The organism is Bacillus sp. AF62, assembly GCF_050312695.1.
Taxonomy (GTDB): Bacteria; Bacillota; Bacilli; order Bacillales; family Bacillaceae_G; genus Bacillus_A; species Bacillus_A cereus.
The window spans coordinates 1-24932 of record NZ_JBNPJZ010000127.1 but is presented as its reverse complement, the minus strand read 5'-3'; the positions used below and the strand labels follow the sequence as shown (position 1 = coordinate 24932).

Here is a 24932-nt window from a genome sequence, read left to right as displayed (position 1 = left end):
CTGGAGATACAGGACCTACTGGAGATACAGGACCTACTGGAGATACAGGACCTACTGGAGATACAGGACCTACTGGAATTACAGGACCTACTGGAATTACAGGACCTACTGGGTTTAGTAATGATTTTTTATTTGGTGTTTTAGGAACTACAAGTTCTACTTTAAATGTTAATGATCCTGTACCATTTGATACTATTAACACAAATTCAGGAACAAATATATCACTTGATACTGAAACAGGTATACTTTCCTTATCTGGTATTCATATATATTTAGTTATGTATTCTGTTGTGGCTACAACTACAAATAAAGAATATCAATTGTATTTTAATTCAGCTCCAGTTCCCGGAACTCATACCATTGGAACAAATAATACAAATGTAAATCATTGTTCTTCCGCAATCATTAACGTTTCCTCTACTGGTTCTTTTCCATTAGAAGTCCGAAATCTAACTACTGGTACTATTATGCGTGGCGATGCTTGTGAAATAACAGTTATTACTTTAGTGTAAATACATGAGATAGCATCGAAAATAGATGCTATCTCATTATCAATTTTCTATTTCCATACGAATGATTTCGAATTTTTCACGGCTGATATCACTTGGATAAGACATACACTCATCTCCTGTTTTTGCATACATCCTAACATGTTTACGAGACTATAAACAGGCTCTAATATAAAAATCAAACAACTATCCTCTACTTCAATTCTTATCCCTACAAGAGGGGATCCTAAAATAATTAGTAAATAGAACAACAAAATAGCCAGTGTACTCTCCGACGGTAATCTTCATTCTCCTACCATTCACTATGTATACCTAAAATTAAAGCTTCACGATTTAATACATTTATTGATTTAAAAAACCATTTAAATCAATATAATCAACTTGACCACACAACAGATATATACGCAGCTCATATTTTAAATTAAGATAGGGCAAAAGTGAGATACATGATTATTTTCAATGCTAATATAATTTCGCCCTATATTTTTTATTAGGATAAAAGCACAGCAATTATCGGGCGAGGTTTTATGGCATGACAAGAAGCCAAGACCCTCTCTAGAAAATGCTCGGCAGCCTTAAAATCTCGTCTACGGTTTAACTAAAAATCAATCGTATTTCTTTTGGAATCGATTGCGTCATATAAGTACATCTTTTCTCCTTTGATTTTGATGTATGTTTCATCCACTCGCCAAGAATCATTGGTTAATTTTAAATGTGTTCGAATCCGCTCATTTCATTCTGATCCATATGGAGGAACCTATCGCATAAGGGTTGTATACGCTAAAGGGAACGTTCGTTCCTGAGGTATTCCCACTAAATCACGAAGACTTAAGTTGTACCGTAGGTACCAACGTACGGTTAGCAAAATAATATCTGGTTGGTAATGCTTCCGTTTGAATATATTTTTCCACATACGGATCATACACCTTTTTTAAGTAGTCGTACCAGTATAGTCTAGTTTGAAAGAATACTTTCAAGTCGTTTCAAATCGTTTCAATTTTTCGCACCAGAACCAATTCTCCTCATACGAAAAATACCCTATAAAATAGACTGTTTTCGTATGTCTATTTATAGAGTATAAGTTTACACTGTATCTACTTTTTTCAACTCATTTAAATATGAGGTGGTACAGTAAAACTGGAACACAGTATAGAGATAAATTATTCTATATAAGAGGTGTTTCAGATGAAAAAACAGCATGATGAAACGTTAAAAAAACAATGTGTTGAATTGGTAATCAAAGAAGGGCGTACAATCTCCAGTATTCAAAGAGAATTTGATCTAGGACATGGGACTCTTAATTCATAGATAAAAAAATATTCTTCTCCACTTTTAGATAGTAAGAGAACTGATACGGCAGAACTACGTTCTTTACGAAGAGAAATCCAGGCATTAAAAAAGGAAAATAAATTTTAAAAAAAGGCGGCAACCTTCTTTGCCAAAAACCAAAACTAACACGTTTTCAGTTTATTAAACACTATCACCACATATTTGGAATGGGCTGGCTTTGCTATCGATTATAAGTGTCTGTTAGTGGTTTTTACGACTATTTTCATCGTAAAGCCACTGAAGGTCAGAAAAAACGTAAAAAGACAGCGGCTTATATTGTCATGTAATTTAAATTTTAAAAGGTAGAATGGGATATCGAAAACTGTACAGTTACCTTATAAATAGAGATGTTAGGGTGAGCTTATCTCAAGTAAGACCAGCTTTATGTCGAGCTGGATTAAAGTCAAAAGTTGTCACGTATTATAAAAAAAGAAAGCAAGACCATCCTATATTTCCAAATGTACTTGAGCGTTCCTTTAAACCTGGTAAGAAAGACGTTCCAACAGTTGTATGTGATATTACAGAATTTCGTTTAGTAAATAGATTGAAAGTATATTTTTGTGCTGCATTAGATATTAGCACCCGGCGGGTGCTTGGTTATTCTTTGGATACTCATCAAGAGGCGCAACTAGTAAAGGATACAATTCAGCAAATTAGAAATGTTTATGGAAGTCACAAAAGGATTTTATTTCATAGTGATTAAGGATCCCAGTTTACCAGTTATACAGTTACTAATTTTTGTAAGCAACAAAAAATGGAATGACCCCGTATCAGTATTCAAAATCCATTGCGTAATCTATTCCATGTTCCAGTTTTTCTTAACCAGGTCATATTAATTTTTTAAAACTTTTTACTATGGCTATTCACACGAATATATATTACCACTTTTCTTTCAACACTATATTCCACCCACTGGTTTAAACCATACTAATTTCTTTAAATGTTCATTAGATTCCGTAAAGTATAGACAGTGTATCTTGTAATTATACTGAAACCATTCCCACTATCTAACTTTCTCAATGAAAATAACTATTTTTCCCATGGAAAACATTTCAAACAATCTATTTTATTTGTATGATTGAAACTATATTATTTACGTTTCGTAATGACACTTTTTAGTATTTGCGGACAACGGAAAAATAATACGCTTCAAAATTAAAGAAACACGTCGAAACTTTGTTGATATCTTACAAAGTTTCGACCCAAAAATTAACTATGATTATAGTAATCTATCTAAAGTTGAGAGAGGAGTTTATACTCCTTCTTTAGAGTTACTCAATAAAATTTCTCAGGTCTATAATCTAGAAATAAGTGATTTAATTGTTCCAATAAATTCAGTAAACAAAAAAGTAATAGATATTTTAGATATTAATGGTTCGCAATTACATAAAGTCATGTTAAAAGATGAAGGTATTTCCAAGGAAGAATCAGAATTTCCAGTGCAAAATTTTATGATTATGCGCAAAACCATAAAAAATACAAATAACATCTGATAGCCAACATGTTTATATGTTTCTATAGAAGATACATTGACATCATATTTATTATTATCTAAAAAACAAGGAACTGATTAACATGATGCAAAGATGCATTACCTTCTAACTCTTTTATAAAAATAGGCATACAGCGCCCTTTAATTTCTATTTCCTTCTTATAAACAGGTTTAGGTTCTAAATAAGTGATTATAAAAACCTCAGGATTCTTAATCGGAAAATAATAAAATAACACGCGTTTTTGATTCAATGCTAGAGCATAAAATTCTTTTAGTTTATTTCTTAAATCCTGATCCCCTATATATTTTGCTGTATCCACTGTTTTTCCAATTAAATCCTCTCGATTTTGACAAATTAAAGCAAGCAATTCTGGACAAATATCTGTAAAAACAAATTCATTACCTATTTTTTTGAGCGTAAAATATATCTCTGAATATGCATCTTCATATTTTTTAAAAGTATCTTCAAATATACAATATAAAGTCGTTTTAAGTTCGATACGCTCTCACTCCATTATTATGATATTTACAAAACACAAACATTGGTAACAGGTACGCTTTTTAAACAAACCATACTTTCTACTGAAAATCAGAGTGTTATTTCTCAATTCTACATACTTATCATTTGTATTGAGAAACTATCTGTTGTTTTTCTACACAAATAACAGATAAGGACATGTTTTTCATTTTATATTGGTATTATCGTGATTAATTCTATCTAATGATAGAATTAATCACTTTTAAAACAACTCATTGTAATGAATGAGTTGTTTTAAAAACCATATATTTTATAGTTTATCAATATTTAGGTGTATTATACCAAAATTCACTCCTAAATAATATACATTTACATTTTTCTTCTTTATCAATTAAGCAAAAAATAAATAAAATTTATTTTTTGCTTCCCAATAATACTTTCATTTCGGCAATTTTTAATTATATCTCCATTATTTAAATTTTCAAACACATCGCAGCATTCCTTGATTAGTTGCTAATGATATTTAATCTATTAACAACTTTTCTTTAATCTGTATATTTAACACTAAAAATATACTCTAATTATAAAATTATAACACTTTCTACTTAGGGGTATAACTATAACAACCATTTTTGTTATAGCTACAACCATTTTTGTTATAGCTACAACCATTTTTGTTATAGCTACAACCATTTTTGTTATAGTTACAACCATTTTTGTTATAGCTACAACCATTTTTGTTATAGTTACAACCATTTTTGTTATAGTTACAACCATTTTTGTTATAGTTACTAACCATTTTTGTTATAGTTACTAACCATTTTTGTTATAGTTACATCTCATAAACGCTTAATTAACAATGCTCACTCCTTACTTAAAACATATATATAAAACATATATATAAAACATATATAAAACTGAGACAATTAATCTCATGAAAATCTATTAATTGTCTCAGTTTGAGACAATTAATAGATTTTCATGAGATTAATATAGCGATAAAATATTATTAAATATCTATACTCATTAATAAAGAAGGAGCTTTGTTGAATATCAACAAATAAACATAATATGTTTTTAAAACGACAATATGAATTATTAAAATTAATTTCTTCTGAAAAAAAATGGTTTTCTGCAAAAGAAATAGCTGTACATTTAAATTGTTCAATAAAAACCATCCACAGGGATATTTCACAAATTCAATACTCTTTACCTAAAGGATGGTCAATTCAACTTGTAAAGAATAAAGGTATATATTTAACTAAACCACTAAATACATCGATAACCACCATTGAAACAATATATTTCAAACATTCATTATTATTTCAAACACTAAACATTTTATTATATAGTAAAATACAAACTGTGGAACAACTTTCTAATAAATTATATATACAAAATACTAAAATGCGTTCAATATTGATTGATGTAGAACATTATTTAAAACGTTATAAATTAATATTGAAAAAAAGACCTCTACGCATTGAGGGAAATGAAATAAACATCATCCTAATGTATTATGAATTATACTTAAAATCTTATAACTCTCACGAATGGCCATTTAATACACTTCAACAATCAATTTTTAATCATTTTTTACTTGAAGTGGAAAAAATTTTAAATATTAAATTTTATAAAGAAAGTATTAGAAAACTTTCTATTTTTATTGCACTATATTTAATACGAAAAAAACATGGATTCCATATTCCATTAGAAAAGAAAATAATCAAAAAAATAGAACAATCCTTTACCTACACAAAACTAAAACCTATTATAGTCAATACATTAGAAATCTTTAATCTCAAAATACACAATGAAGATATTAGCATTATTATTATTGCCATAAATCATACTGAATATTATTTTGAAAAAAAAGAAATCATGAAAGAAAATTGTTTATCATTCATTTTGAAAGAAAATAAAACTTTACACATTCATGTACAAGATCTTATTCAACTACTAGAAAAAACTTTTAAAATGCAATTAAGCTCTGATGATAAATTTATTTGTTCTATAATTTGTACCATAAAACCTCATGTTTACAAATCAAAAATATTTATAGAAAAAACTTTTATAAAACCTACTACAGTATATATTAAAAATAATCATCCCGAAACTTTTAATACTTTAAACAAAATAATTACTCAATGGCTTCAAAACTTAAATATAGAACATCATGTAAGTGAAAATGCTATCGCTGATTTAACAATGCATATTGAAGCTATTAATTTGCAACGTTTAAAAAATAAAAAAATAATAATATTATTTCTTAATAGTGGTGAGAGTTGGGAAAGATATCTTATAGCTTTTTTAAATTCTTATTTTAGAAGAAAATTAGAATTTATCAGCGTTTCAAAAGAAAATTTATTAAATGATTATTCAAACTGCACAAATATTTCTTGTATTATTACCGATACAATAATTACAACTCCAATAAAATCTATACCTATGATTTTTATTTCAACAGTTCCTACAAAACGAGATTTAGAGGAATTATCAAAAATAATATAGAAAAACTAAATTCCAAATAAAATTTAGTTTTTCAGACCATACTAGTATATAGTTCATATAAATATATACTAGTATGGTTCTTTATAAATTTAATAGAAAGGATGCATTTACATGTCTGTAAAACAAGAATTACAGATTAAAGAATATAATATTGTTTCAAAATCTAATCTATTAATAGAAGCAAATTCTAGTTTGAATCTTATTGAACAAAAAATATTACTTTGTTTAGCAAGTAACATTGAACCAAATGATAAAAATTTTAAAACATATACATTTCCTATAAAAAAATTCCATGATTTATTAGGTCTAAACGGTTCCACAAAATACACCGAATTAAGCAAGATCACCAAAAATTTATTAGCAAAAGTTGTTGAAATTCATACTGGTGAAGAACTTATTCAAACTTCCTGGCTATCTTCTGCAATATATAATAAAAAAAAAGGAACTATTGATATGCGCTTTGACCCATTATTAAAACCTTTTTTATTAGAATTAAGTAATAAGTTTACTAGTTATCGTTTAGGAAATATTATAAAATTGAAAAGTATATATTCTATACGTATGTATGAACTATTAAAACAATATGAAATAGTAAAAGAACGAACCCTTCTTCTTCAGACCTTAAGATATTATGTAGATGCTATAAATATTTATCCTAATTATGCAAATTTCAAGCAACGTATTTTAAAACCCGTTCAAAAAGAATTACGTGCTAGTACAGATATCTCTTTTGAATTTAAAGAAATTAAAAAAGGAAGAAAAGTATATAAGATTAAATTTTATATACTTAGTGAAAAAAATAAAACATATGAACTTAACTATACAAAAATAAATCAACCTCATAGTCTAGAATATTTTGAAATGAAAATAAAAGAATTAGAAAAGCATTATAATCAAAAAATTCACCCTAAAACATTAAAGAAATGGGAAAAACATAAAGATATTACATTAAATATAATTAATTATACTGAACAGCGTAAAGATATTGAATCACCAATTGCTTATATTGAATACATGTTAAATAAACATATTGAGGAAAAAGAACGTAACAAAATATCAGCAGAAATTGAAAATAATTTTAAAGAAGTTCTAAATAAAGTTATAGAAAAATTCTCTACATCAACTGGAACTATTGCAACCTTTCTAGTTAAAGATGCTTTTTTTTCTCAAATTGATGGTTCTTTTTCAAATGAATTAGCTCAAGAAATTTGGGAAACACATGAAGAAAAAGTTATGCAGAAAATTTATTCTGCTATAGAAAAAAATAGAAGAAAAACAAGACATAAATATTAATTTAAACTGTAGTTTAAATATAAATAATTAATAAATATTTATTGCTGGATAATAAGCTCTTTTTTAAAAATATCATGAAATAAGTAAATGCAAACATTATCATAATAGGTACCTTCATTCCATATTATTTTGATTGAGGAAGCAAATTAGCTCCCTCAATCAAAATAATACAAAATAGTGACATAAAAACATATTCTAAAAACAACAATTGAAACACTTTTCACATATCCTACGTCAATTCTGTTTGTATTCCCTCTGCATTTATCTTCCATTCTCTCCTATCCTTCTTTTTTTCTTAATAATAATCATAGTATTAGAAGAAATATAATTTTGTTTATAAAATTTATCCCTCGATCAGAAACAACAAGTCTTTTAATATTTAATACAAACATATATTTTGATTTAACTAGAGACAGTTTTAGGTTGATGTTTACACGAGAATAAATTGAAATTTTTAAATTACAATCCTTTCGGAACGAGAAATTCCGATGGCTTTAAACAGGAGATGAAAATAATATTGGATATGGAGTACTACAACAATTCTTCAAGATTTGTGGCAGTTTTGTAAGTTGGATAAATAATTACACCCCTTCTGCAATAGGTTCCTCCATATGGATCAGAATGAAATAAGCGGATTCGAACACATTTAAAATTAACCAATGATTCTTGGAGAGTGGATGAAACATACATCAAAATCAAAAGATGTACTTATATCGCGCAATAGATTCCAAAAGAAATACGATTAATTTTCATTTAAGCCGTAAACGAGATGTGAAGGCAGCAAAGTGTATACTACACGGTACACCACTTCATGTGAAAAATATGTAAACAATAGTATGGAACAAAATCATCGGTTTATCAAAAAAAGAATTTGAAATATGCTCCGATTGAAATCAGTGCTGATAGCTACAAAAATGTTGCTGGAGTAAAAGCTATGCATATGATTAAAAAGGACAAACTTTCCAAGGGAAGAAGTCTGTCTAAAAGCAGATATATCTTATCAATGAAATCCTTTGTTTAACAGCATACAGTTCAATTCCACCAGGAATTTTTTTCTTTTTTATGTTTTTTTACTATATCGTCGACAATGATGATGAGCTTACAATATATCGCATATACAGTACTTATCAAGGGAATCTCCTAGATAGGTATATGTTTATATAACATACTTTTCTTTTCTGTTATGACTTTTATAAGTGGACATTTTTTATGTTTTCAAAAAACATTTTTTTGGTATAGTGAAAAATATACTTTTTATTGTATTTGACCTTTTTATAAAAATGATTGTTACTATTAATATTTCACTTACTTAATTTTTTATGCGAAAGTGTACGTTTCACACTTACATTTCCATCAATAAAAGTCCATTTGTATTTCAAATGCGTTTCACTTCGAAACGATATAGTGATTTCATTCCGATTAAAACAACATTTATTATAGAACAATACTATACGAAAGAATATGTATTGTATATTTACCAGTTAGTACAGTTACAACAGATGGAGGCACATGTATTGCACTATATAAATAAGCTTTTAAAAATATGCTGCATTTTGTTTTCGATTTTTCTTTTTCTTTTTCTTGTCGTTTTATTCACTACGAATTATGGGAAGGAATTACGTGTTACGGTGGCGGAAAGTATTCTTACTTCTCAACATCCTCAATTTGCAAAATACACGTTTTTGTCAAAGAAAGAATTAGAACAATTAACAAATCAAATTTATAACCCTGTATGGAACAATAATGATTTAAGTTCGAATGAGAATTTAACAGCTATTCAAATAAAGGAGAGGAAACTTGCGCCATTAAAGATTGATGTAGAAAAAATTGTGAGTAACGGTCGTTCTAAATTTCCTTTTCAAGGATATCTAGTAACTGTTAGTAACCCTTTTAATGTTAAACTGGTTTCCCAGAAAGGCTCACAAGGAGAAGGAAAAGGAGAAAAAATTGGTGTTATGGCAAAGCGAAACCATGCCTTGCTTGCTGTTAATGCAAGCGGATTTAATGATGAAACAGGTAGAGGTGGCGGAGATATAGCTACGGGTATCGTTATTGAAAATGGGAAAACGGTGGATACCAATCATGATTCTAATACTGCTGCATTTGTTTCTGCTCTTACAAAAGAGGGCATTATGCTTACAGGAAAGTACTCTACTCAATATTTATTGGATAAACACGTAGTCTCTGCTGCTGGATTCATGCCACAATTAATTGTAAACGGGAAAAAAATGATTACAGGTGGAGATGGTGGATGGGGATCAGCACCACGAACAGTGATGGCCCAAAAAAAAGATGGCACAATCTTATTCTTAGTAATAGATGGTCGCCAAGCACATAGTATAGGAGCTACACTAAGAGAATGCCAAGATATTCTTTATGAACAAGGTGCAATCAATGCAATGGCAATGGATGGAGGATCTTCTTCTACCTTATATTTATGTGGAGAAATCAAAAATTCGCCCTCTACCTTGTCTCATGAAGATCGTTTTTTACCGAATGCATGGATTGTTACAGTAAATCCGAACCAGCAAGTGGAAATTACAGTAGATGGAAAGCGAGTAGAATCTAAGGACTAAATAAAATTTTATATCTATTTATAAGTACGTAAGTACTGTATTGAACGGACATAATTCGTATCAGAAAGGCTGGTTATTCTTTATGCGGAAATTTTTAAAAAGAAGTATCCTAATCCTATGTATATGCGGATGCATAATAAGTACTTATAAAATAGTATATAATTCGTTTTTTTCTACATCTCATGTAAAAAAGGTACAATTGGTTAGCAATCAACCCATTGTATCCTTGCGAAAAATAATACCGGAACACTATAATGGAAAGACTAGAAAAATCATATATTTAACATTTGATGATGGACCTGGTAAATATACAAATCAATTATTAGATATACTAAAAGAAAATAAAATAAAAGCCACTTTTTTCTTAATTGGCTCACATGCTCAGCAATATTCGGATGTAGTAAAACGTGAATATAAAGAAGGGAATTATGTAGGGTTACACAGTATGACTCATGAGTACAAACCTTTGTACGTACAACGAAAATATGTAGAAGAAATGAAAGAAACACAACAAATTGTGCATAACATCATTGGCACCAGTCCAACTTTAACACGCCCTCCTTATGGTTCAAAACCAGGACTTACCGAGGATATTCAACAGCAATTACTGCAAAGTGGTTTACATGTTTGGGATTGGACAATTGATTCAAATGATTGGAAATTGAATGGATTACCTTTAGAGAAATCGGCCCCTCAAATTGTACAGACAATACTATCGCAAGCCACAGAAAATATAGAGGTTATTCTCATGCATGACATTCACCCTCAAACTGTGGCAGCCATGCCTGCCATTATTAAGGGATTAAAAAATAAAGGATACGATTTTGAAGTATATCAGGAAAATCAACATTTTCCAATGAATTTTTGGCATAATAAACAGTTATAAGGGTTCTATTGCGTTCTGGTGTAAACCTGAATTGGAACGTTTAATGGTTTTACAAGTAAATCCTTCGAAATCTAAAATACAATTACAGATATTCAGTGTAATTGTTTGTATTATATTCATAGTAACCCTATATTATTATGTATAATTTGACAAGATTAGAGGGCTGCACCTTCTCTTTTGCTTGTATATGGCATGAATCGTTTCGACTTCTTTCAAGGGACGAGAAGCATGGCGAAGATTTTGAAATCCTGTGGATGTAACAAAACTTTGTTTGAGATGTCTATGACCTTGTTCGATGAGGTTATTGAAGTTGATTCACAATGCAATGTTTCGTATGCAAATAAAAAATCATTATATTGCACCAAAACCATTTTTAAAATTAAGCTAAACTTGGTAATATGAACCTAATTATTGATAAACTTGAAATTTAAGAAGAAGATTTATCAATAAGCAAATTTTCTTAGTAAGGTTACTCCTATTTTCTCAATACAAAATATAAGAAAAATATGTAAAATAAGAAGTACTATTAATTTATTATCTATAAAATATGCTGTCGCTTCAACGAAAGGGCATGTTTTTAGGTTTACCATATCGGACTCAAGCTAGTTTTACATTCTGTATTTGAAGACTTTTCCAAGAGTATGAAAATGCACAACCTAAGATATATTTCATATTTCAAAAATTAGAAGATGATTTTGTTTCTACAGATATTTGTCCAGAATTACTAAATTTAATTTTTCAAAAATGAGACGATTTGGTTGGGAAATCTGTAGATACCGCTCTTCATATAAGAGATAAAGCGATAAGAGAACAGCTCTATACGTTAGCGTGGAATCAAAAAAGTTTTATACTATTATTTCCTAGATAAAAAACCAGACATTTTTATAATTACTTATCTAGAGGCTCAAAATAATCATAATCAGGGTAAAATAGTAATTGGACATTGTATGCCTGTCTATAAAAAAGATTTATGCCCTCCTTTGCGACATGTAGATCAATTTCTTTCTTTTTAAGAAAAAGGGTTTTTATATGTTCCTTTGTATTTCTGCTCTGTTCATGTTTCAGCGAAACGATGTTATTCATCGAAATCTTTCCTTTTTATCTTTTTGATTGTTTGACGCATAATTTTTAGCGTTTGTATTAAAAACTCAAGTTCTTCTTTTGAACTTTCTTCTTCGTTTAGGGTGAAAATATAACATTCTAACAATTCTATATCCTCTATATCTAAAATTTTTTTACTTGCTACATTCGAAGGAACAATTAAATCGCATCTTTCCATATTGTATACGGTAGCTATTTTATGAAGTAAATCTAATGTGGGGGTATACACTCCTCTTTCAATTTTAGACAAATTACTATAATCATAATTAATTTTCACAGCTAAACTCCGTAGGGTATCGCCAAACCTCTTCTGCGTTTCTTTAATATTGAAGTGCATTCTTATCCCTCCTATTAATTTTGAGTGAACACTTATTTACTATATTTTAGAAAATGTGTAGTTTTATATATAGTTACATTAATAGACTTGATTTTGGGACCATCTTTATAGGGAAGTTATTCGGATAATTTAAAGTGTAAGTATACATTGAATACTTACACTTTATGTAGATGAGTAGTTAGGAATGTGGCAAAGAATTGTTAATATTAGTACATGGATATTGGAGCTACATTTATAACGAATATGCCCAATGATATAATTGGTATGTATTGGGTTTGTTGTTACATATGCAAAGCTAACCAACATCTAATAGGAAGAATCTTCAAGTTATTATTTTTATCATGAAAAATATTCTGATTTTTTAAAACACTTAACCTGTAAAAGGATATTTTTCTTTTATTGAGAAATTTAAATGTGGTACAACCGTATGGGTATCAGCTTAAGAACATTAATCATTATAAATAGCTTCATTCTTTCTCATTGATTATTAAGAATGAATGATATGGGGTAATAAAAATATCTTAGGTTGATGGACATGGATGCTTGCAGGAGTAGAAGCCATGTATATGATAAAAAAAGAACAGATTGATTTACAAGATCAGTCTGTTTAAAATTCAAAACAATTCATTCATCAATTATTTGGATTAACAGGGTACAGGACAATTCCGTAGGAATCCACATTGTTCTTTGATATATCCTTTATTTGCACCAGAACGGTCTGTAGATGGTAGTAGATTGCATGATACTTGTTTATTTGCAATGATTTGTCAACGATATACACATACGAAAAAACATGGGTGTATATTCACAAAGGAATCATGGTATAAATGACTTCTGCTTTAAATTTCAAAAAAATTGTTCGGTTACGAACGGTGTTCATTGGTTAGAAAAACTTGCATCAGTACCACAATGTCTCTTGATAACGGACAATTCCCTCCTGTGCAAAAGGTTTTTTCTATGCGAATATAATTATACTGGAGTAATTTAAAGGGAGGTAATCCGATGATTCATGTAATTTTTGATGTAGGTGAAGTAATTATCGAATCTATTATAAGTTTACTGTAGGTTGATTCTTTTGTTAGTGATAATTATAAAGTTATAGATAGCTTTTGACATTTACTATACATTGAATAACCACAAAAACAACACCTTCATTCCTTAAGGGTGTTGTTTTTGTGGTTGCATTTGATTATATAACAAATGATTTTTTACTTTTATATGTTTATTCATTTGCTGAAATAATTTCAAAAGGGGGTTTTCTATCGTATAAAAAGGGGGGCTACCGGTGGTTCAATCCAAAACATATCTCGTTGCACCCAAGATTTTTCAGCATCTATCCCTTTATATTCCCAAAATTTCTTTGTCCAACTACCCTGATCTAATGAATTTCTAAAAAAGATTCCGATTCCTATAGAGTTATCTGTTGATGATTTATAGATTTTATGATTTGTTCTATCGTCACTACTTAAATAAACTGAACTTATCAATTGATCAGAGGCCCAATACTGCTCTCCTCCTGCATTAGCTTGCATAAATTTAATCCGTATCCAATCAACAGACTGAATAATTTCATCTGTTCTATTTTTATTCTCAAAAATAATAGGTGTCCCATTCTCCGTTGGAGCATGCGCAAAAAGAACATAATCATCTAACTTACGCCACCTTTATGGGGTAGGTGTTTATCTTTGACATAATAGGGCGTGTTATATTGCAACCTTTCTCCACTTTTTGTTACAGGCGCGGAATTGTCTGTAGCTAACGTCGTTATAGGATATGAAGCTATAGCATTTACAAAAGCACATACACGAGTTACCTTTCTCGTTTCAGTTCAACAGTTAAACTGATGCAGCGTGAACATGATGAATGAGTATAGAAGAGCCAAAACAACCGTATCATTACTAAACTACCATTTTGTGTTGTGCCCACGATACGGAAGAAAGATTTTTTAAAACATAAAAGTAGAAAAACGTTTCAAAGAGTTAGTTCAAGAGGTATGTATCGAACTGGATATTGTTATTGTTGTGATGGAATGTGATAAAGACCACGTTCACTTGTTCTTGAATACCCTTCCAACACTCAGTCCTGCTGATACAATGGCAAAAATCAAAGGAGTGACATCAAAGCGTTTAAGAGAAGAGTTTCCTCATCTCGCACATTTGCCAAGTCTGTGGACTCGTTCCTATTTTGTTTCTACTGCTGGGAATGTATCATGTGAGACAATACAACATTATGTAGAAAGTCAAAAAACAAGGGGATGCAACTTGTGACACAAACCATGACGGTCAAAGTTAAATTGCTTCCGACAAAAGAACAAATCAGGTTATTGGAACAAAGTAGTCACGAGTACATTAAACTCATTCATACAATTGTATCTGATGATGACAAAGTTCGTTTCTTTGAAAATGGTAGGAAAAACAAATATATGAAACGTAAGTTTCGAAGTGTTCGTAGGAAGCTAGGAGAAGCTAAAAAACTAAATGCCCTTCGGCAACTTGATGATAAGGAACAAAGGTGGATGCAAGACCAAGACCACAAAATGAGTCGTGAAATCGTTGATTTTGCAACGGATAATACTATCTCTGTCATTCGATTGGAACAACTAACGAACATGAGACAGACGGCACGGATAAGCCATAAAAACGAAAAAAATCTACACACTTGGTCATTCTATCGTCTCGCACACTTCGTCGAGTACAAAGCAAGGTTAGTTGGTATACAGGTTGAATATGTGAACCCTTCTTATACAAGTCAAACATGTCCAAAATGCACTGAAAAGAACAAGGCACAGGATAGAAAATATAAGTGTCAATGTGGATTTGAGAAACATCGCGATATCGTTGGAGCGATGAACATTCGCTACGCAACTGTGGTTGGCGGTAATAGTCAATCAGCCTAAGAACCTATATGGTCTGTCTTAGGAGGGGGGATGGCACACCCTCATCTTGAAAGCTGTTCAAAACAGAAATGGACTGCGAACGTTTAGTCGTTCAAGAATCCCATCCGTTACACCGTAAGGTGTAGGATTTGCAGCTTTAGCCGTGGGAGTGTCAAGAATAGAGAAGTATGTTTTTGAAATACCGTTATATAATAATATTAAATAGCGAAATGTAGCATTGTCTAATTATAAATAAAAGAGCCTGTTTATTTCACAGTTATACTGGTACTTACATATAGTACAGAGAGACAATCTTTATCAATTGTTTCATAATACCCCTCCATTCACTTTATAAGAGCGTAAAAACAAACATTTCTATTGTGATAGAAGTGTTTGTTTTTTATAATAATAGAAAAATTACATACTGTACCATACAGTATAGAAATTTCAGTGTGATATATATTAAATGTAATGTTGATTTCTGGTATTACATGTACAAAGTATTCGATGTTTGTTATAAAATTATTTTGTTTATAATCATTTAAAAAAGTATCTAGATTTTTATAACTAATCATATTATTTCCATATAATATTAAATATAAAGTTCCTTACTTATATATATTTCCCCTCATTATTTGTTTAATCAATACTAGCAATCTTATAAGTTCCATCTAATAATATGTATTTATATTATATTGCCCCATGTAGACCCTTGAGTATTACAAATTTTTTTGCTTCTAAAATCAGATTATTATTATACCAGGGTAAATGTTTACATGTAAAATGATGGGCAACTCTTACTGCGTATAAAAACCATTTGTAAAGAATTTTTTATTGTAAACAGCAAAGGTTGTATCAATATCAGCTTTATAAAATTGTAGATTTTTATATTCTTGTAAAGGAGAAGTCCAAAATTGCGCCTTGCATTCTATAATTGTTATATTGCGTTTTTTAACAATTGGAATTTGCATCATAATAAATATCGGTTCTGGTGCAAAAAAAGAAACGTTTTGAAAATGGTCTTTCAAACGTGTCCATACTGGTACTACTACTTAAAAAGGGTGTGTGATCAGTATGGAAAAAGAGAATATATTCAAATGGAAGTATTACCAGCCCGATATTATTTTGCTAACAGTACGTTGGTGCCTACGGTACAACTTAAGTCTTCGTGATTTAGTAGGAATGATGGAGGGACGGAGGTTGTTTTTAGCTCATACAATAATTATGCGATGGGGGCATCCATATGGACCAGAATGAAATAAGCAGATTCGAACACATTTGAAATCAACCAATGATTCTTGGCGAGTGGATGAAACATACATCAAAATCAAAGGAGAAAAGATGTACTTATATCGTGCGATCGATTCCGAAGGAAACACGATTGATTTTTATTTAAGTCGTAAACGAGATGCGAAGGCTGCCAAGCATTTTCTAAAGAAAGCCTTGGCTTCTTGTCATGCCACAAAGCCTCGTTCGATAACTGCTGATGGAGATAAGGCCTATCCTGTTGCGATACGTGAACGAAAGGAAGAAAAATGTATACCACATGGTATACCACTTCGTGTGAAAAAATATGTAAACAATATCATTGAGCAAGATCATCGATTTATCAAAAAATGGATTCGGAATATGCTGGGATTGAAATCCTTGCAAACAGCTACAAAAATGATTGCTGGAATAGAAGCTATGCATATGATCAAAAAAGGACAAACCCTCCAAGGGGAGAAGTCTGTCCAAAAGCAAATGTATCTTATCAATGAAACCTTTGGTTTAACAGCATAAATTTCAATTCCGTTAGGAATCGTTTGTTCATTTTTCATAAACCCACTATTTTTGCACCAGAGCCAATAAAAAATAATTAATAGAAACGAGCTCATCATTTTTATTTTACCCACACATAGGCTTTATTTGCTTTTTAATGAGATGTTTTCCCTTTACTGTTGTGCGCTTTATATTGTGGCGAGCCATTGACATACACCCCTGATGAACCTTTGTTTTTCAACAACCTATTATTTTTTTTATTTTAAATACTCATAACACCATTTACGCTCATCTAACCATGCTGTAAACTTATCCATTCTTCTAGACGGGTAGCCATTCGTTACAGAATGGCCAATACCATCTTTACAAGCACCAATTTTTCCGTCAACACCTACATCCACCATTGCTTGAGCTAAAACTTGTACATTACTAAATCCCTCACCTTCAATTGAAGCCCCTACATTTTATCCTGTAAGAGACAACATAATAGATTTAGAAATTTTAGCAACATTACATTTTGTCATGTGTGATTCGTTATCGATGGAACCTAATTTGATAAGAATAGCTGATGCTTTAGGCACTTTTAATATCGCTAAATCTGTACGTTGTTTCGCACCACGATTAAGCCATCCAATGTCTTTTGACCGTTGCGCTGAAATGTTAGCAGCTAGATTTTTTGATTATAATACAAAACTTCAACTCCCTGTTCATTCCCAACACTTGCATTAAGATAAAAAGAAATAGCTAAATCTACATCATGAGAATTACTATTAGGAACAATATTATTTGAATTTTACGCTTGAGTGCTTCCTACTTCATCCGTATGGTCATAAACTTGCCCTAGAGCTTTTAACTTAGTTACTACAGCATCTTTAGTTTGTCTATCCATAATGCGCTCTTTTCGATTTCTATAATTAGCACCTTGTACAATCTTTGTAAAAACTTATGGGATTAGGGTTCCTATACAATTAACATTTTCTATAAGAAAAAGCAATTTATTACCCATAAAGAAGAAAATTGTTGATTCACGAAAAATGCTGTTACTTCCTACCGCTATATCTAATGGAGCTGCCGCTCCAACTAAAAGAGAAAGCCTCACCTTTTTGTTGATGTCTTTGAAACCAATATTCCTTTTTAATTTTCCTTTATATCCTACTGCAATCATGCTAGTTAAATAATCAATAACTGCCATCGTCACTAAAATTTTCACTGTTATATCCCATGCTCCTAATAAATACCCACTACAGCCACTAAATGTAGCTATAAATATTTTAATTAAAATATCAATACAATCCATCTTTTTATCTTCTTATTTATAACAAAAAAGAGAGACGCTTGTCCGTCCCTATCTCAAGAAGTAATTTAATTTTAAGATTATTAAATCATTTCTTTTAATATTAAGCTCAAAACTGACATAATGAGTGCACTAATAATAATTCGTAAAATCCAAGTTGTATTCATGCTAATCTTTTCTAATTTTGTATTAATTGTGACGATGTCTTTCTCATTAATTATTGTGCGAGTTTCTAAATTACGAATATCTCGCATAATTTCTTTGTGTTCTGCTTTTAAACTGTTGATTTTTACATATACATCTTCCAATACATTCACATCCTTTTAAAATCTTAATAAGGAAATTTCTACATAATATGAGACAACCTTATTTATGGTGAATGCACCATATAAAATTCCGTACAAAAGCCGTATTTTATACAAAATAAACAATCATGACTTTACAGTCCCACCCATATATGAAAAGGGGTAGGACTATTTATTTTCCAAGCTTTCCATACTGGTTATTTAGATGGATACTTTAGTATGTGGCTTTTTATGGTGGATTTACCCCGTACAATAAACTGTAAGAAATAATTTGGTGCACACCCCTTTGTTGACAGATTCATTCTGATCACGAACAGAAAAATGTTGAAACTCCAATTATTTCGATTATCCATCTCATATCTATTTGGGAGGTTCATACATTGGAAACTTTACATTCTCATTGTGCTGGACTTGATGTCCATCAGAAAGAAATTGTTGTTTGTATTTATATTGGAAATTCTGAGACAGAACTTACAAAGGAAATTTGTACATTTCCTACTTTCACAAAATATTTATTTGAAATGCTTCAATGGCTCGAAGAGCTGCATATTACCCATCTTGCGATGGAAAGCATAGGTATCTATTGGAAACCTGTTTTCAACATTTTAGAAGATTATTTTGATATTACCCTTGAAAACGCACAAAGAATTAAGAATGTACCAGGGCGTAAGACAGATGTAGCCGATGCCGAATGGATTGCCAAGCTCCTTCAGTATGGACTCATTGAAAAAAGTTTTGTACCTCCAGCAGATATTCGAGAACTTCGAGGTTTAACATGTTTACGTAAAAAAATGATTGGCAATATGACTGCTGAAAAAAATCGTATTCAAAAAACATTAGAGTGTTCCAATATTAAACTAGGTGCTATTATCTCTGATGTATTCGGTGTATCTGGTCGTAAACTACTGACTTGACTTGTGGAACAAGGATATGTTAACTCACATGAAGTAGAAGAAAATATTCATGGAAGGCATCCCAGATTACAGAATCCTTGTTTGGAACTTTAAATTCACATCAAATTTTTCTTATTCGTCAATCTTGGAATCACATCTTATTTCTCGAAGAATCCATTCAACAAATAGAAGAAAAAATTGATGAACATCTTTCACCTTATCCAGAACAAGTTGAACTCCTTTTAACAATTCCAGGAGTGAAAAAGCATGCTGTCGCAAGCATTATTGCAGAAATCGGTGTCGAAATGAGACAATTTCCATCGGCTCAACACCTTGCTTCATGGGCAGGCTTATCACCTGAAAATCATGAAAGTACAGGCAAGAAAAAAGCACTCGAACAACAAAAGGTAATCCACACATTCAATCCATGCTTTATGAAGTAGCATGGGCCATCTCGAGAACTCGTCATACATGGTTATCAGGAAAATATTGGTCTCTTGCTACACGAAGAGGTAAAAAGAAAGCACTTATGGCCATTGCACATAAAGTTATTAAAATTATCTATCACATATTAGATCAACGATCTGATTTTATTGAATATTCAAAAGCTTTTTCGTAGCTAATCCATTCAAGTTCATATTTCTTTCGCTACTGTTAAAAAATTTAATAACATGTGGCTTATTTTTCTATGCCTTTTTTTAAATCATCATACATATACTAAGATTTCTTCCCTCTACAGTACATATGAAATTTGGAATGATAACTGCAGTCTTTTTACAGAAAATAGCTATTTATCACCTCTATTTTATTCCAAAAAAATTTCGAATCCTTTTATTCATTCCACTACTTCCAGCCACCATTATTTTTCAACTGTGAAATAACCCACTATCTCTTCAAGCTCTATTTCTAAATGTTCTAATTATAGAAATCAAGTTCTTTCTTTCCTAACGCTACTCTAAATGTAGTAATTGTTAGGTTCTGGTGCAAAAACAGTGGGATATGAAAAAAAGAAAAAGATTCCTGGTGGAATTGAACTGTATGCTGTTAAACTAAAAATTTATGAATAAGATATATCTGTTTTTAGACAGATTTCTGCCCTCAGAGAATGACAAGAAGCCAAAGAAGTCAAGATCCTCTCTAGAAAACTCTTGGCAGCCTTCGTATCTCGTTTACGGCTTAAATAAAAAGCAATCGTATTTTCGATTGCGCGATATAAGTATATCTTTTCTCCTTGGATTTTGATGTATGTTTCATCCACTCGCCAAGAATCATTGGTTGATTTCAAATGTGTTCGAATCTGCTTATTTCATTCTGGTCCATATTGATGAACCCAGCGCATAATGGTTGTATGAGCTAAAAACAACCTCCGTCCCTCCATCATTCCTACTAAATTACGAAGACTTAAGTTGTACCGCAGGTACCAACGTACGGTTAATAGAATGATATCAGGCTGATAATGTTTCCATTTGAATATATTTTCTTGTGCCATACTGATCACACAACTTTTTTAAGTAGTCGTACCAGTATAGTCCGGTTTGAGAGACCATTTTCAAAGCGTTTCACTTTTTTGCACCAGAATCGTAAAAAAGAGATACGGGAGTAAGGAATAAGTAAATATAAAAATAAGCTTCTTTTTAAGAAATAATAATAAATTGTAAAGTAATCGGAGTATTAATGATGGGTAAATCTTCTGTTAAAAAAAGTAGTTCCCCTTTACAAACAGTGTAAGTAGCAAGAGGTTGTATCACGCCATTTACAAATAAATTAAAGTAAGAAACTTCATCAGGAGACAAAATGGTGGAACTATTATATTCAGTTAAACGATCTTCATTCGTGTATCTATGTTGTTTTTCTTTTGCAATGGTATGATACATTAAATTTGATACACGATAAAAAGAAGGATATATGATATCTAGTGGCCGTTTAGGATCACAATTATTCCATTTTTTATACATAGATAATCCTTTCTACTCATACAGTATGATAAATAATTTTATGTAAAAAAAGTAGAAAAGAGAATAAATTACAGAAAATAGTATAAGAGATATTAGATTTTGTAGAAACAAATAATAGAATCTAGAAAAATAGCTTTCCACTTTTCTAGTCAGGTGGAAAGCTATTTTTTTCATATTTTGACAAGCTGTGGTGAGATAAGCCTGTATTTGGTCAGACTTCAGCCCCAAAAATCGTGTATATCGATAGCCATACAGTTCTTTGGTGTCCGCAAAGCTTCTTTCTATAGTTGAACAGCGTACTTTCTATAACTTTTTCTCTGTAGCTGTTAGCTTGTTTTTTCTAGAGATATCTTTATATTTCTTACATATATGAGGAGTGATAACTTTTTATTTTTTTGAAAAGCACACTTCACGTAGTGGACAAATAGCGCAGTCTTCTAACTTCGATTTATATTGACGGTATCCTTCACGATCCGTTGTCACATACTCTAAAATACAGCCCATCCGGCAAACAAATGCATTCATTTCTTCTACATATTTAAATTGGCTTTTCGGTACTTCTTTATTTCGTTTTCAAAATCGTCGATCCCCCATCACCATAAATATATTTCTCTCCGATAATTTCTTACAGATATACCTTGTAAAATAGCCTGCATCAAGAAGTACAGCTTCTACTTTAAATCCGAATTCGTCAATTTGAGCTTGTAGCCATACTAAATATAGATCGGGATTTGCTATATTTTCAGTCGTTACATAAGTATCTGTAATAATATTGTACTTCGCATCAGTCGTACGATGGTCTAAGAAATGAAAATCGTTCGGTTTTCCATCTCTCATTACAAGTCCACTATCTGGATTTGTAGTACTTATCCGATTTTCTTTGTGGGTTTTAAGGCTTTTTTTCGTGTACCTCATGTTCTTCGATTGCCGCAGCTTCTAGTTTATATATATAATTTTGCCTTTTCTTTTTTGTATTTATGTACAAACTTATTTTTATTAGCATTGGCCTTAATGTGCGTAGAATCTGTCATCAGCGCATGTCCTCCCACCATCCGGTGCTCTGTCGCTGGCCTCACAATCTCATCAAAAATTTCTTCGAAAATATTTGTATGAATAAAGCAAGTACGACGATTCGAACTAATTATAGAATGATCTGGAATAGTATCTGATAGAGAAAACCCTAAAAACCAACGGTAGGCGATATTCGTTTTAATCTCTTTTTCCAATTGACGCTCCGAACGAATACCGTAAAAATATCCAATAAACATTATTTTAAATAAAACGATAGGATGGATTGACGGACTTCCATTGTTTTCACAGTAATAAGGGCGTAACTTCTCTTCAATAAAATCAGAGCTAATTGTCGCTTCAATCGCACGAAGGAAATGATCTTGTGAAACCAACTCTTCTACAGAAACAGATACACGTTCATCACGATGATTTTTTTAAACACTCAGTATAAAAAATCTCTCCTTTACCTCTTTTTATCAGTGTTGACACATAAAAAAGGTTCAGACACAAAAAACAGGCTGTGGAGAAGACTTTCTCCACAGCCTGGGAATAATCCCTAGATTAAGACTAGGGATTATTGAGTAAATTAGATGCATTTAAAGAAACAGTTAGAGGGATACACACAGAAGGATTGAACCTCAATTGCTAATGTAACATTGTATATATATATGAATAAAATTGTCTGAAAAATGGATATTTTTGATGTTGAAACTAGTTTAAATGATAGGCAGTATAGGTAAGTCATAAAAATCCATTTCAAGTTTCTCATTTTTTTAAGAAAACCTGTAATTATGTATTAGATATCAAGAAAATTCAGATAACCTGTTCGGTTGAGAAATAAAGCAACATTTATTATACTGATGCATGCATAGATACAATCATTTTTCAATTCACTAAAGGGGGCCTTTAAAAGAAGAAGTATGTGGTAGGTCTTAGCATAAGTATGATTCTTTTTTCGTTAGCAAACACTATTCAGGCAGATTCGATTAGTAATTCTAATACAACAAGGCAAACTATACACTTAAATTCTATGAACAATTTAGGAATGCTCCTACTATTCATGATAAAAAATACGGCTTCCATAGTTATGAAAATCCAAATTCCTATAAAACTTTTACATTTCGAGCGAAACATAGAGGTTATTATTATCTAAATATTCATACATCTGAGCGTGAAGGTCATTATAAGCTAAACTAATGGCTCACAGACCAAAACCCACAACCAGATATACCTTAATAGAGATAAGAATGAATTTCTTACATACGGGGAGGAATTGGGATGTCAATTACAATTGCAGTTTTAACATTTATTGGGGGCGTTGCTCCATTAATAGCACAATTGTTAAAAGCATTACTATAGGTTACGAGATGTATCCTATATTGTAAAAGTGATAAGATGTTTACTAGTATTTATTTCATTTGCCCCTTTGGGGCTTTTTTATATAAAAATAAACACCACAAATGTGCTGTTTATGAGAAAATCATTCTTTAAATTCTAGAGGGTGTTGCACAACTAAAATAAATATGCGAGGTTATGAATCAGAAAAACTAGCTGAACATGCAGTAGATAGCGGTTTTGACCATACCAACGAGGTTGTTCCCACACTTTATTTTTAAGGTACTAAACTGTTTTTCAATTTTTCCACGTTCCTTCATCAACTGTTTTCCAAAGATGGTTTGTATAAAATGAGACAATACATGCTGATGTGTATTGTCTCATTTTTTTACTATTCTGAGGGTTGATTGGATTTATGGCAAAGATGTCACATATTCATGAAACTTCATACATATGCTGACTATCATAAGCCACATCTGCCACGGAAAACAGGGCATTTTGATCTTGTATATCTTAAAGTAATACAGGAGCCATTTTGCTATCCTGTACGTTCACCGTTGTAAATGTACAGGACAATATAACACCTTCTGGTGTCGTACAGACATGAGCTTTGTAGGGGGCTGGTGCAAAAACAGCGGGATATGAAAAAAAAAGAATTTCTGGTGGAATTACACTGTATGCTGTTAAACTAAGAGTTCATGAATAAGATATATTTGCTTTTGGACAGACTGCTGCCCTCGGAGAGTTTGTCCTTTTTTGATAAACTGATGATCTTGTTTGGTCCTGTTGCAAAGTTTGAAAAAACATAAACCGGCTTACAAAATACGGTTGTAGTTTAAGCAGTTCTGAATAATTTTTGTAATTCATTGTACGTCGAAAAAGAGAAGTCTGGAATGTGACTTCTCTTTTATTTGTATATAGCAGGAATTGTTTCGATTCCTTTCAATGTACGTGAAGCATGGCGAAGACTTTGAAATCCTGCGGATTTAAC

Annotated in this window: 15 protein-coding genes and 14 pseudogenes; 14 read left to right on the top strand and 15 right to left on the bottom strand. The window is 31.1% G+C overall.

The features are described 5' to 3' along the window. Nucleotides 1-512: collagen-like triple helix repeat-containing protein (locus tag ACQRBL_RS29535; RefSeq protein WP_427736162.1), on the top strand; the 512-nt coding region annotated here is incomplete at its 5' end. 508 nt (nt 513-1020) lie between these two features. Here the strand turns inward: ACQRBL_RS29535 and ACQRBL_RS29530 are convergent. Then, nucleotides 1021-1431, bottom strand: a pseudogene (locus ACQRBL_RS29530) (IS6 family transposase); the annotation flags it as partial. Nucleotides 1432-1694: 263 nt separating this feature from the next. On the opposite strand from ACQRBL_RS29530, the gene ACQRBL_RS29525 reads away from it, so the two are divergent. The 3 genes from ACQRBL_RS29525 to ACQRBL_RS29515 all read left to right on the top strand — a co-directional run bounded on the left by ACQRBL_RS29525 (nt 1695) and on the right by ACQRBL_RS29515 (nt 3331). Then, nucleotides 1695-1817: a hypothetical protein gene (locus tag ACQRBL_RS29525; RefSeq protein WP_411996512.1), complete on the top strand. Its 123-nt coding sequence runs from the start codon at nt 1695-1697 to the stop codon at nt 1815-1817. Between the two features lie 376 nt (nt 1818-2193). Further along, a complete protein-coding gene (locus ACQRBL_RS29520; RefSeq protein WP_411996511.1) occupies nt 2194-2541 on the top strand; it encodes a transposase in 348 nt (115 codons plus the stop codon). Between the two features lie 436 nt (nt 2542-2977). Then, entirely contained in the window at nt 2978-3331 is a 354-nt protein-coding gene (locus ACQRBL_RS29515; protein WP_307838737.1) for a helix-turn-helix domain-containing protein, read from the top strand. A gap of 58 nt (nt 3332-3389) precedes the next feature. Here the strand turns inward: ACQRBL_RS29515 and ACQRBL_RS29510 are convergent, their stop codons facing one another. Next, on the bottom strand, nt 3390-3650 hold the full coding sequence (locus tag ACQRBL_RS29510) for a hypothetical protein (protein ID WP_023523847.1): 261 nt from the start codon (nt 3648-3650) through the stop codon (nt 3390-3392). A gap of 1229 nt (nt 3651-4879) precedes the next feature. Here ACQRBL_RS29510 and ACQRBL_RS29505 point away from each other — a divergent pair. From ACQRBL_RS29505 to ACQRBL_RS29485, 5 genes and pseudogenes are all read left to right on the top strand, one after another. Continuing rightward, nucleotides 4880-6319 (top strand): helix-turn-helix domain-containing protein, encoded by a 1440-nt coding sequence (locus ACQRBL_RS29505; RefSeq protein WP_411996510.1) that lies wholly within the window; start codon nt 4880-4882, stop codon nt 6317-6319. 111 nt (nt 6320-6430) lie between these two features. Continuing rightward, on the top strand, nt 6431-7612 hold the full coding sequence (locus tag ACQRBL_RS29500) for a replication initiation protein (RefSeq protein ID WP_023523845.1): 1182 nt from the start codon (nt 6431-6433) through the stop codon (nt 7610-7612). 625 nt (nt 7613-8237) lie between these two features. After that, nucleotides 8238-8633: pseudogene (locus ACQRBL_RS29495) on the top strand (DDE-type integrase/transposase/recombinase); the annotation flags it as partial. Nucleotides 8634-9126: 493 nt separating this feature from the next. Beyond that, the gene (locus ACQRBL_RS29490) at nt 9127-10188 is read left to right on the top strand and encodes a phosphodiester glycosidase family protein (RefSeq protein WP_000558976.1); all 1062 of its coding nucleotides are present in this window, start codon (nt 9127-9129) and stop codon (nt 10186-10188) included. An 82-nt stretch (nt 10189-10270) separates the two neighbouring features. Then, entirely contained in the window at nt 10271-11074 is an 804-nt protein-coding gene (locus ACQRBL_RS29485; protein WP_023523843.1) for a polysaccharide deacetylase family protein, read from the top strand. 135 nt (nt 11075-11209) lie between these two features. Here the strand turns inward: ACQRBL_RS29485 and ACQRBL_RS29480 are convergent. Next, nucleotides 11210-11420: pseudogene (locus ACQRBL_RS29480) on the bottom strand (DDE-type integrase/transposase/recombinase); the annotation flags it as partial. Between the two features lie 729 nt (nt 11421-12149). Next, complete coding sequence (locus tag ACQRBL_RS29475) at nt 12150-12512, bottom strand: helix-turn-helix domain-containing protein (protein ID WP_023523841.1); 363 nt, start codon at nt 12510-12512, stop codon at nt 12150-12152. A gap of 533 nt (nt 12513-13045) precedes the next feature. Between ACQRBL_RS29475 and ACQRBL_RS29470 the strand changes: the two are divergent. Then, nucleotides 13046-13123, top strand: a pseudogene (locus ACQRBL_RS29470) (IS6 family transposase); the annotation flags it as partial. A 648-nt stretch (nt 13124-13771) separates the two neighbouring features. Here ACQRBL_RS29470 and ACQRBL_RS29465 read toward each other — a convergent pair. Beyond that, on the bottom strand, nt 13772-14044 hold the full coding sequence (locus tag ACQRBL_RS29465; protein WP_242068175.1) for a hypothetical protein: 273 nt from the start codon (nt 14042-14044) through the stop codon (nt 13772-13774). A gap of 324 nt (nt 14045-14368) precedes the next feature. On the opposite strand from ACQRBL_RS29465, the pseudogene tnpA reads away from it, so the two are divergent. Together tnpA and ACQRBL_RS29455 are read left to right on the top strand one after the other, a co-directional pair. Continuing rightward, a pseudogene (gene tnpA, locus ACQRBL_RS29460) lies at nt 14369-14779 on the top strand (IS200/IS605 family transposase). 104 nt (nt 14780-14883) lie between these two features. Further along, nucleotides 14884-15408, top strand: a pseudogene (locus ACQRBL_RS29455) (RNA-guided endonuclease InsQ/TnpB family protein); the annotation flags it as partial. A gap of 776 nt (nt 15409-16184) precedes the next feature. Here the strand turns inward: ACQRBL_RS29455 and ACQRBL_RS29450 are convergent. After that, nucleotides 16185-16415 (bottom strand): hypothetical protein, encoded by a 231-nt coding sequence (locus ACQRBL_RS29450; protein ID WP_023523939.1) that lies wholly within the window; start codon nt 16413-16415, stop codon nt 16185-16187. Between the two features lie 46 nt (nt 16416-16461). Here ACQRBL_RS29450 and ACQRBL_RS29445 point away from each other — a divergent pair. Then, nucleotides 16462-17169, top strand: a pseudogene (locus ACQRBL_RS29445) (IS6 family transposase). 133 nt (nt 17170-17302) lie between these two features. Here the strand turns inward: ACQRBL_RS29445 and ACQRBL_RS29440 are convergent. The 4 genes and pseudogenes from ACQRBL_RS29440 to ACQRBL_RS29425 all read right to left on the bottom strand — a co-directional run. Then, nucleotides 17303-17365: pseudogene (locus tag ACQRBL_RS29440) on the bottom strand (N-acetylmuramoyl-L-alanine amidase); the annotation flags it as partial. Between the two features lie 40 nt (nt 17366-17405). Continuing rightward, a pseudogene (locus ACQRBL_RS29435) lies at nt 17406-18037 on the bottom strand (N-acetylmuramoyl-L-alanine amidase C-terminal domain-containing protein). A gap of 54 nt (nt 18038-18091) precedes the next feature. Continuing rightward, the gene (locus tag ACQRBL_RS29430) at nt 18092-18445 is read right to left on the bottom strand and encodes a phage holin family protein (protein ID WP_023523942.1); all 354 of its coding nucleotides are present in this window, start codon (nt 18443-18445) and stop codon (nt 18092-18094) included. An 80-nt stretch (nt 18446-18525) separates the two neighbouring features. Further along, on the bottom strand, nt 18526-18750 hold the full coding sequence (locus ACQRBL_RS29425) for a hemolysin XhlA family protein (protein ID WP_023523943.1): 225 nt from the start codon (nt 18748-18750) through the stop codon (nt 18526-18528). Between the two features lie 377 nt (nt 18751-19127). Here ACQRBL_RS29425 and ACQRBL_RS29420 point away from each other — a divergent pair. Next, a pseudogene (locus ACQRBL_RS29420) lies at nt 19128-20259 on the top strand (IS110 family transposase). A gap of 501 nt (nt 20260-20760) precedes the next feature. On the opposite strand, the pseudogene ACQRBL_RS29415 reads toward ACQRBL_RS29420, so the two are convergent. From ACQRBL_RS29415 to ACQRBL_RS29395, 5 genes and pseudogenes are all read right to left on the bottom strand, one after another. Continuing rightward, nucleotides 20761-21129, bottom strand: a pseudogene (locus ACQRBL_RS29415) (IS6 family transposase); the annotation flags it as partial. A 145-nt stretch (nt 21130-21274) separates the two neighbouring features. Beyond that, on the bottom strand, nt 21275-21595 hold the full coding sequence (locus tag ACQRBL_RS29410) for a DUF4183 domain-containing protein (RefSeq protein ID WP_023523945.1): 321 nt from the start codon (nt 21593-21595) through the stop codon (nt 21275-21277). Between the two features lie 126 nt (nt 21596-21721). After that, nucleotides 21722-22998: pseudogene (locus ACQRBL_RS29405) on the bottom strand (IS1182 family transposase); the annotation flags it as partial. A gap of 1120 nt (nt 22999-24118) precedes the next feature. After that, nucleotides 24119-24556 (bottom strand): annotated as a pseudogene (locus ACQRBL_RS29400) (transposase); the annotation flags it as partial. A gap of 220 nt (nt 24557-24776) precedes the next feature. Beyond that, nucleotides 24777-24932 (bottom strand): annotated as a pseudogene (locus ACQRBL_RS29395) (IS6 family transposase); the annotation flags it as partial.

Excerpts from the sequence above, each read along its gene's own strand:
- ACQRBL_RS29485 (WP_023523843.1), top strand. The coding sequence starts at position 10,271 with ATGCGGAAATTTTTAAAAAGAAGTATCCTAATCCTATGTATATGCGGA.
- ACQRBL_RS29505 (WP_411996510.1), top strand. The coding sequence starts at position 4,880 with ATGTTTTTAAAACGACAATATGAATTATTAAAATTAATTTCTTCTGAA.
- ACQRBL_RS29465 (WP_242068175.1), bottom strand. The coding sequence starts at position 14,044 with ATGCAAGCTAATGCAGGAGGAGAGCAGTATTGGGCCTCTGATCAATTG.
- ACQRBL_RS29475 (WP_023523841.1), bottom strand. The coding sequence starts at position 12,512 with ATGCACTTCAATATTAAAGAAACGCAGAAGAGGTTTGGCGATACCCTA.
- ACQRBL_RS29430 (WP_023523942.1), bottom strand. The coding sequence starts at position 18,445 with ATGGATTGTATTGATATTTTAATTAAAATATTTATAGCTACATTTAGT.
- ACQRBL_RS29525 (WP_411996512.1), top strand. The coding sequence starts at position 1,695 with ATGAAAAAACAGCATGATGAAACGTTAAAAAAACAATGTGTTGAATTG.
- ACQRBL_RS29410 (WP_023523945.1), bottom strand. The coding sequence starts at position 21,595 with ATGTATAAAAAATGGAATAATTGTGATCCTAAACGGCCACTAGATATC.
- ACQRBL_RS29500 (WP_023523845.1), top strand. The coding sequence starts at position 6,431 with ATGTCTGTAAAACAAGAATTACAGATTAAAGAATATAATATTGTTTCA.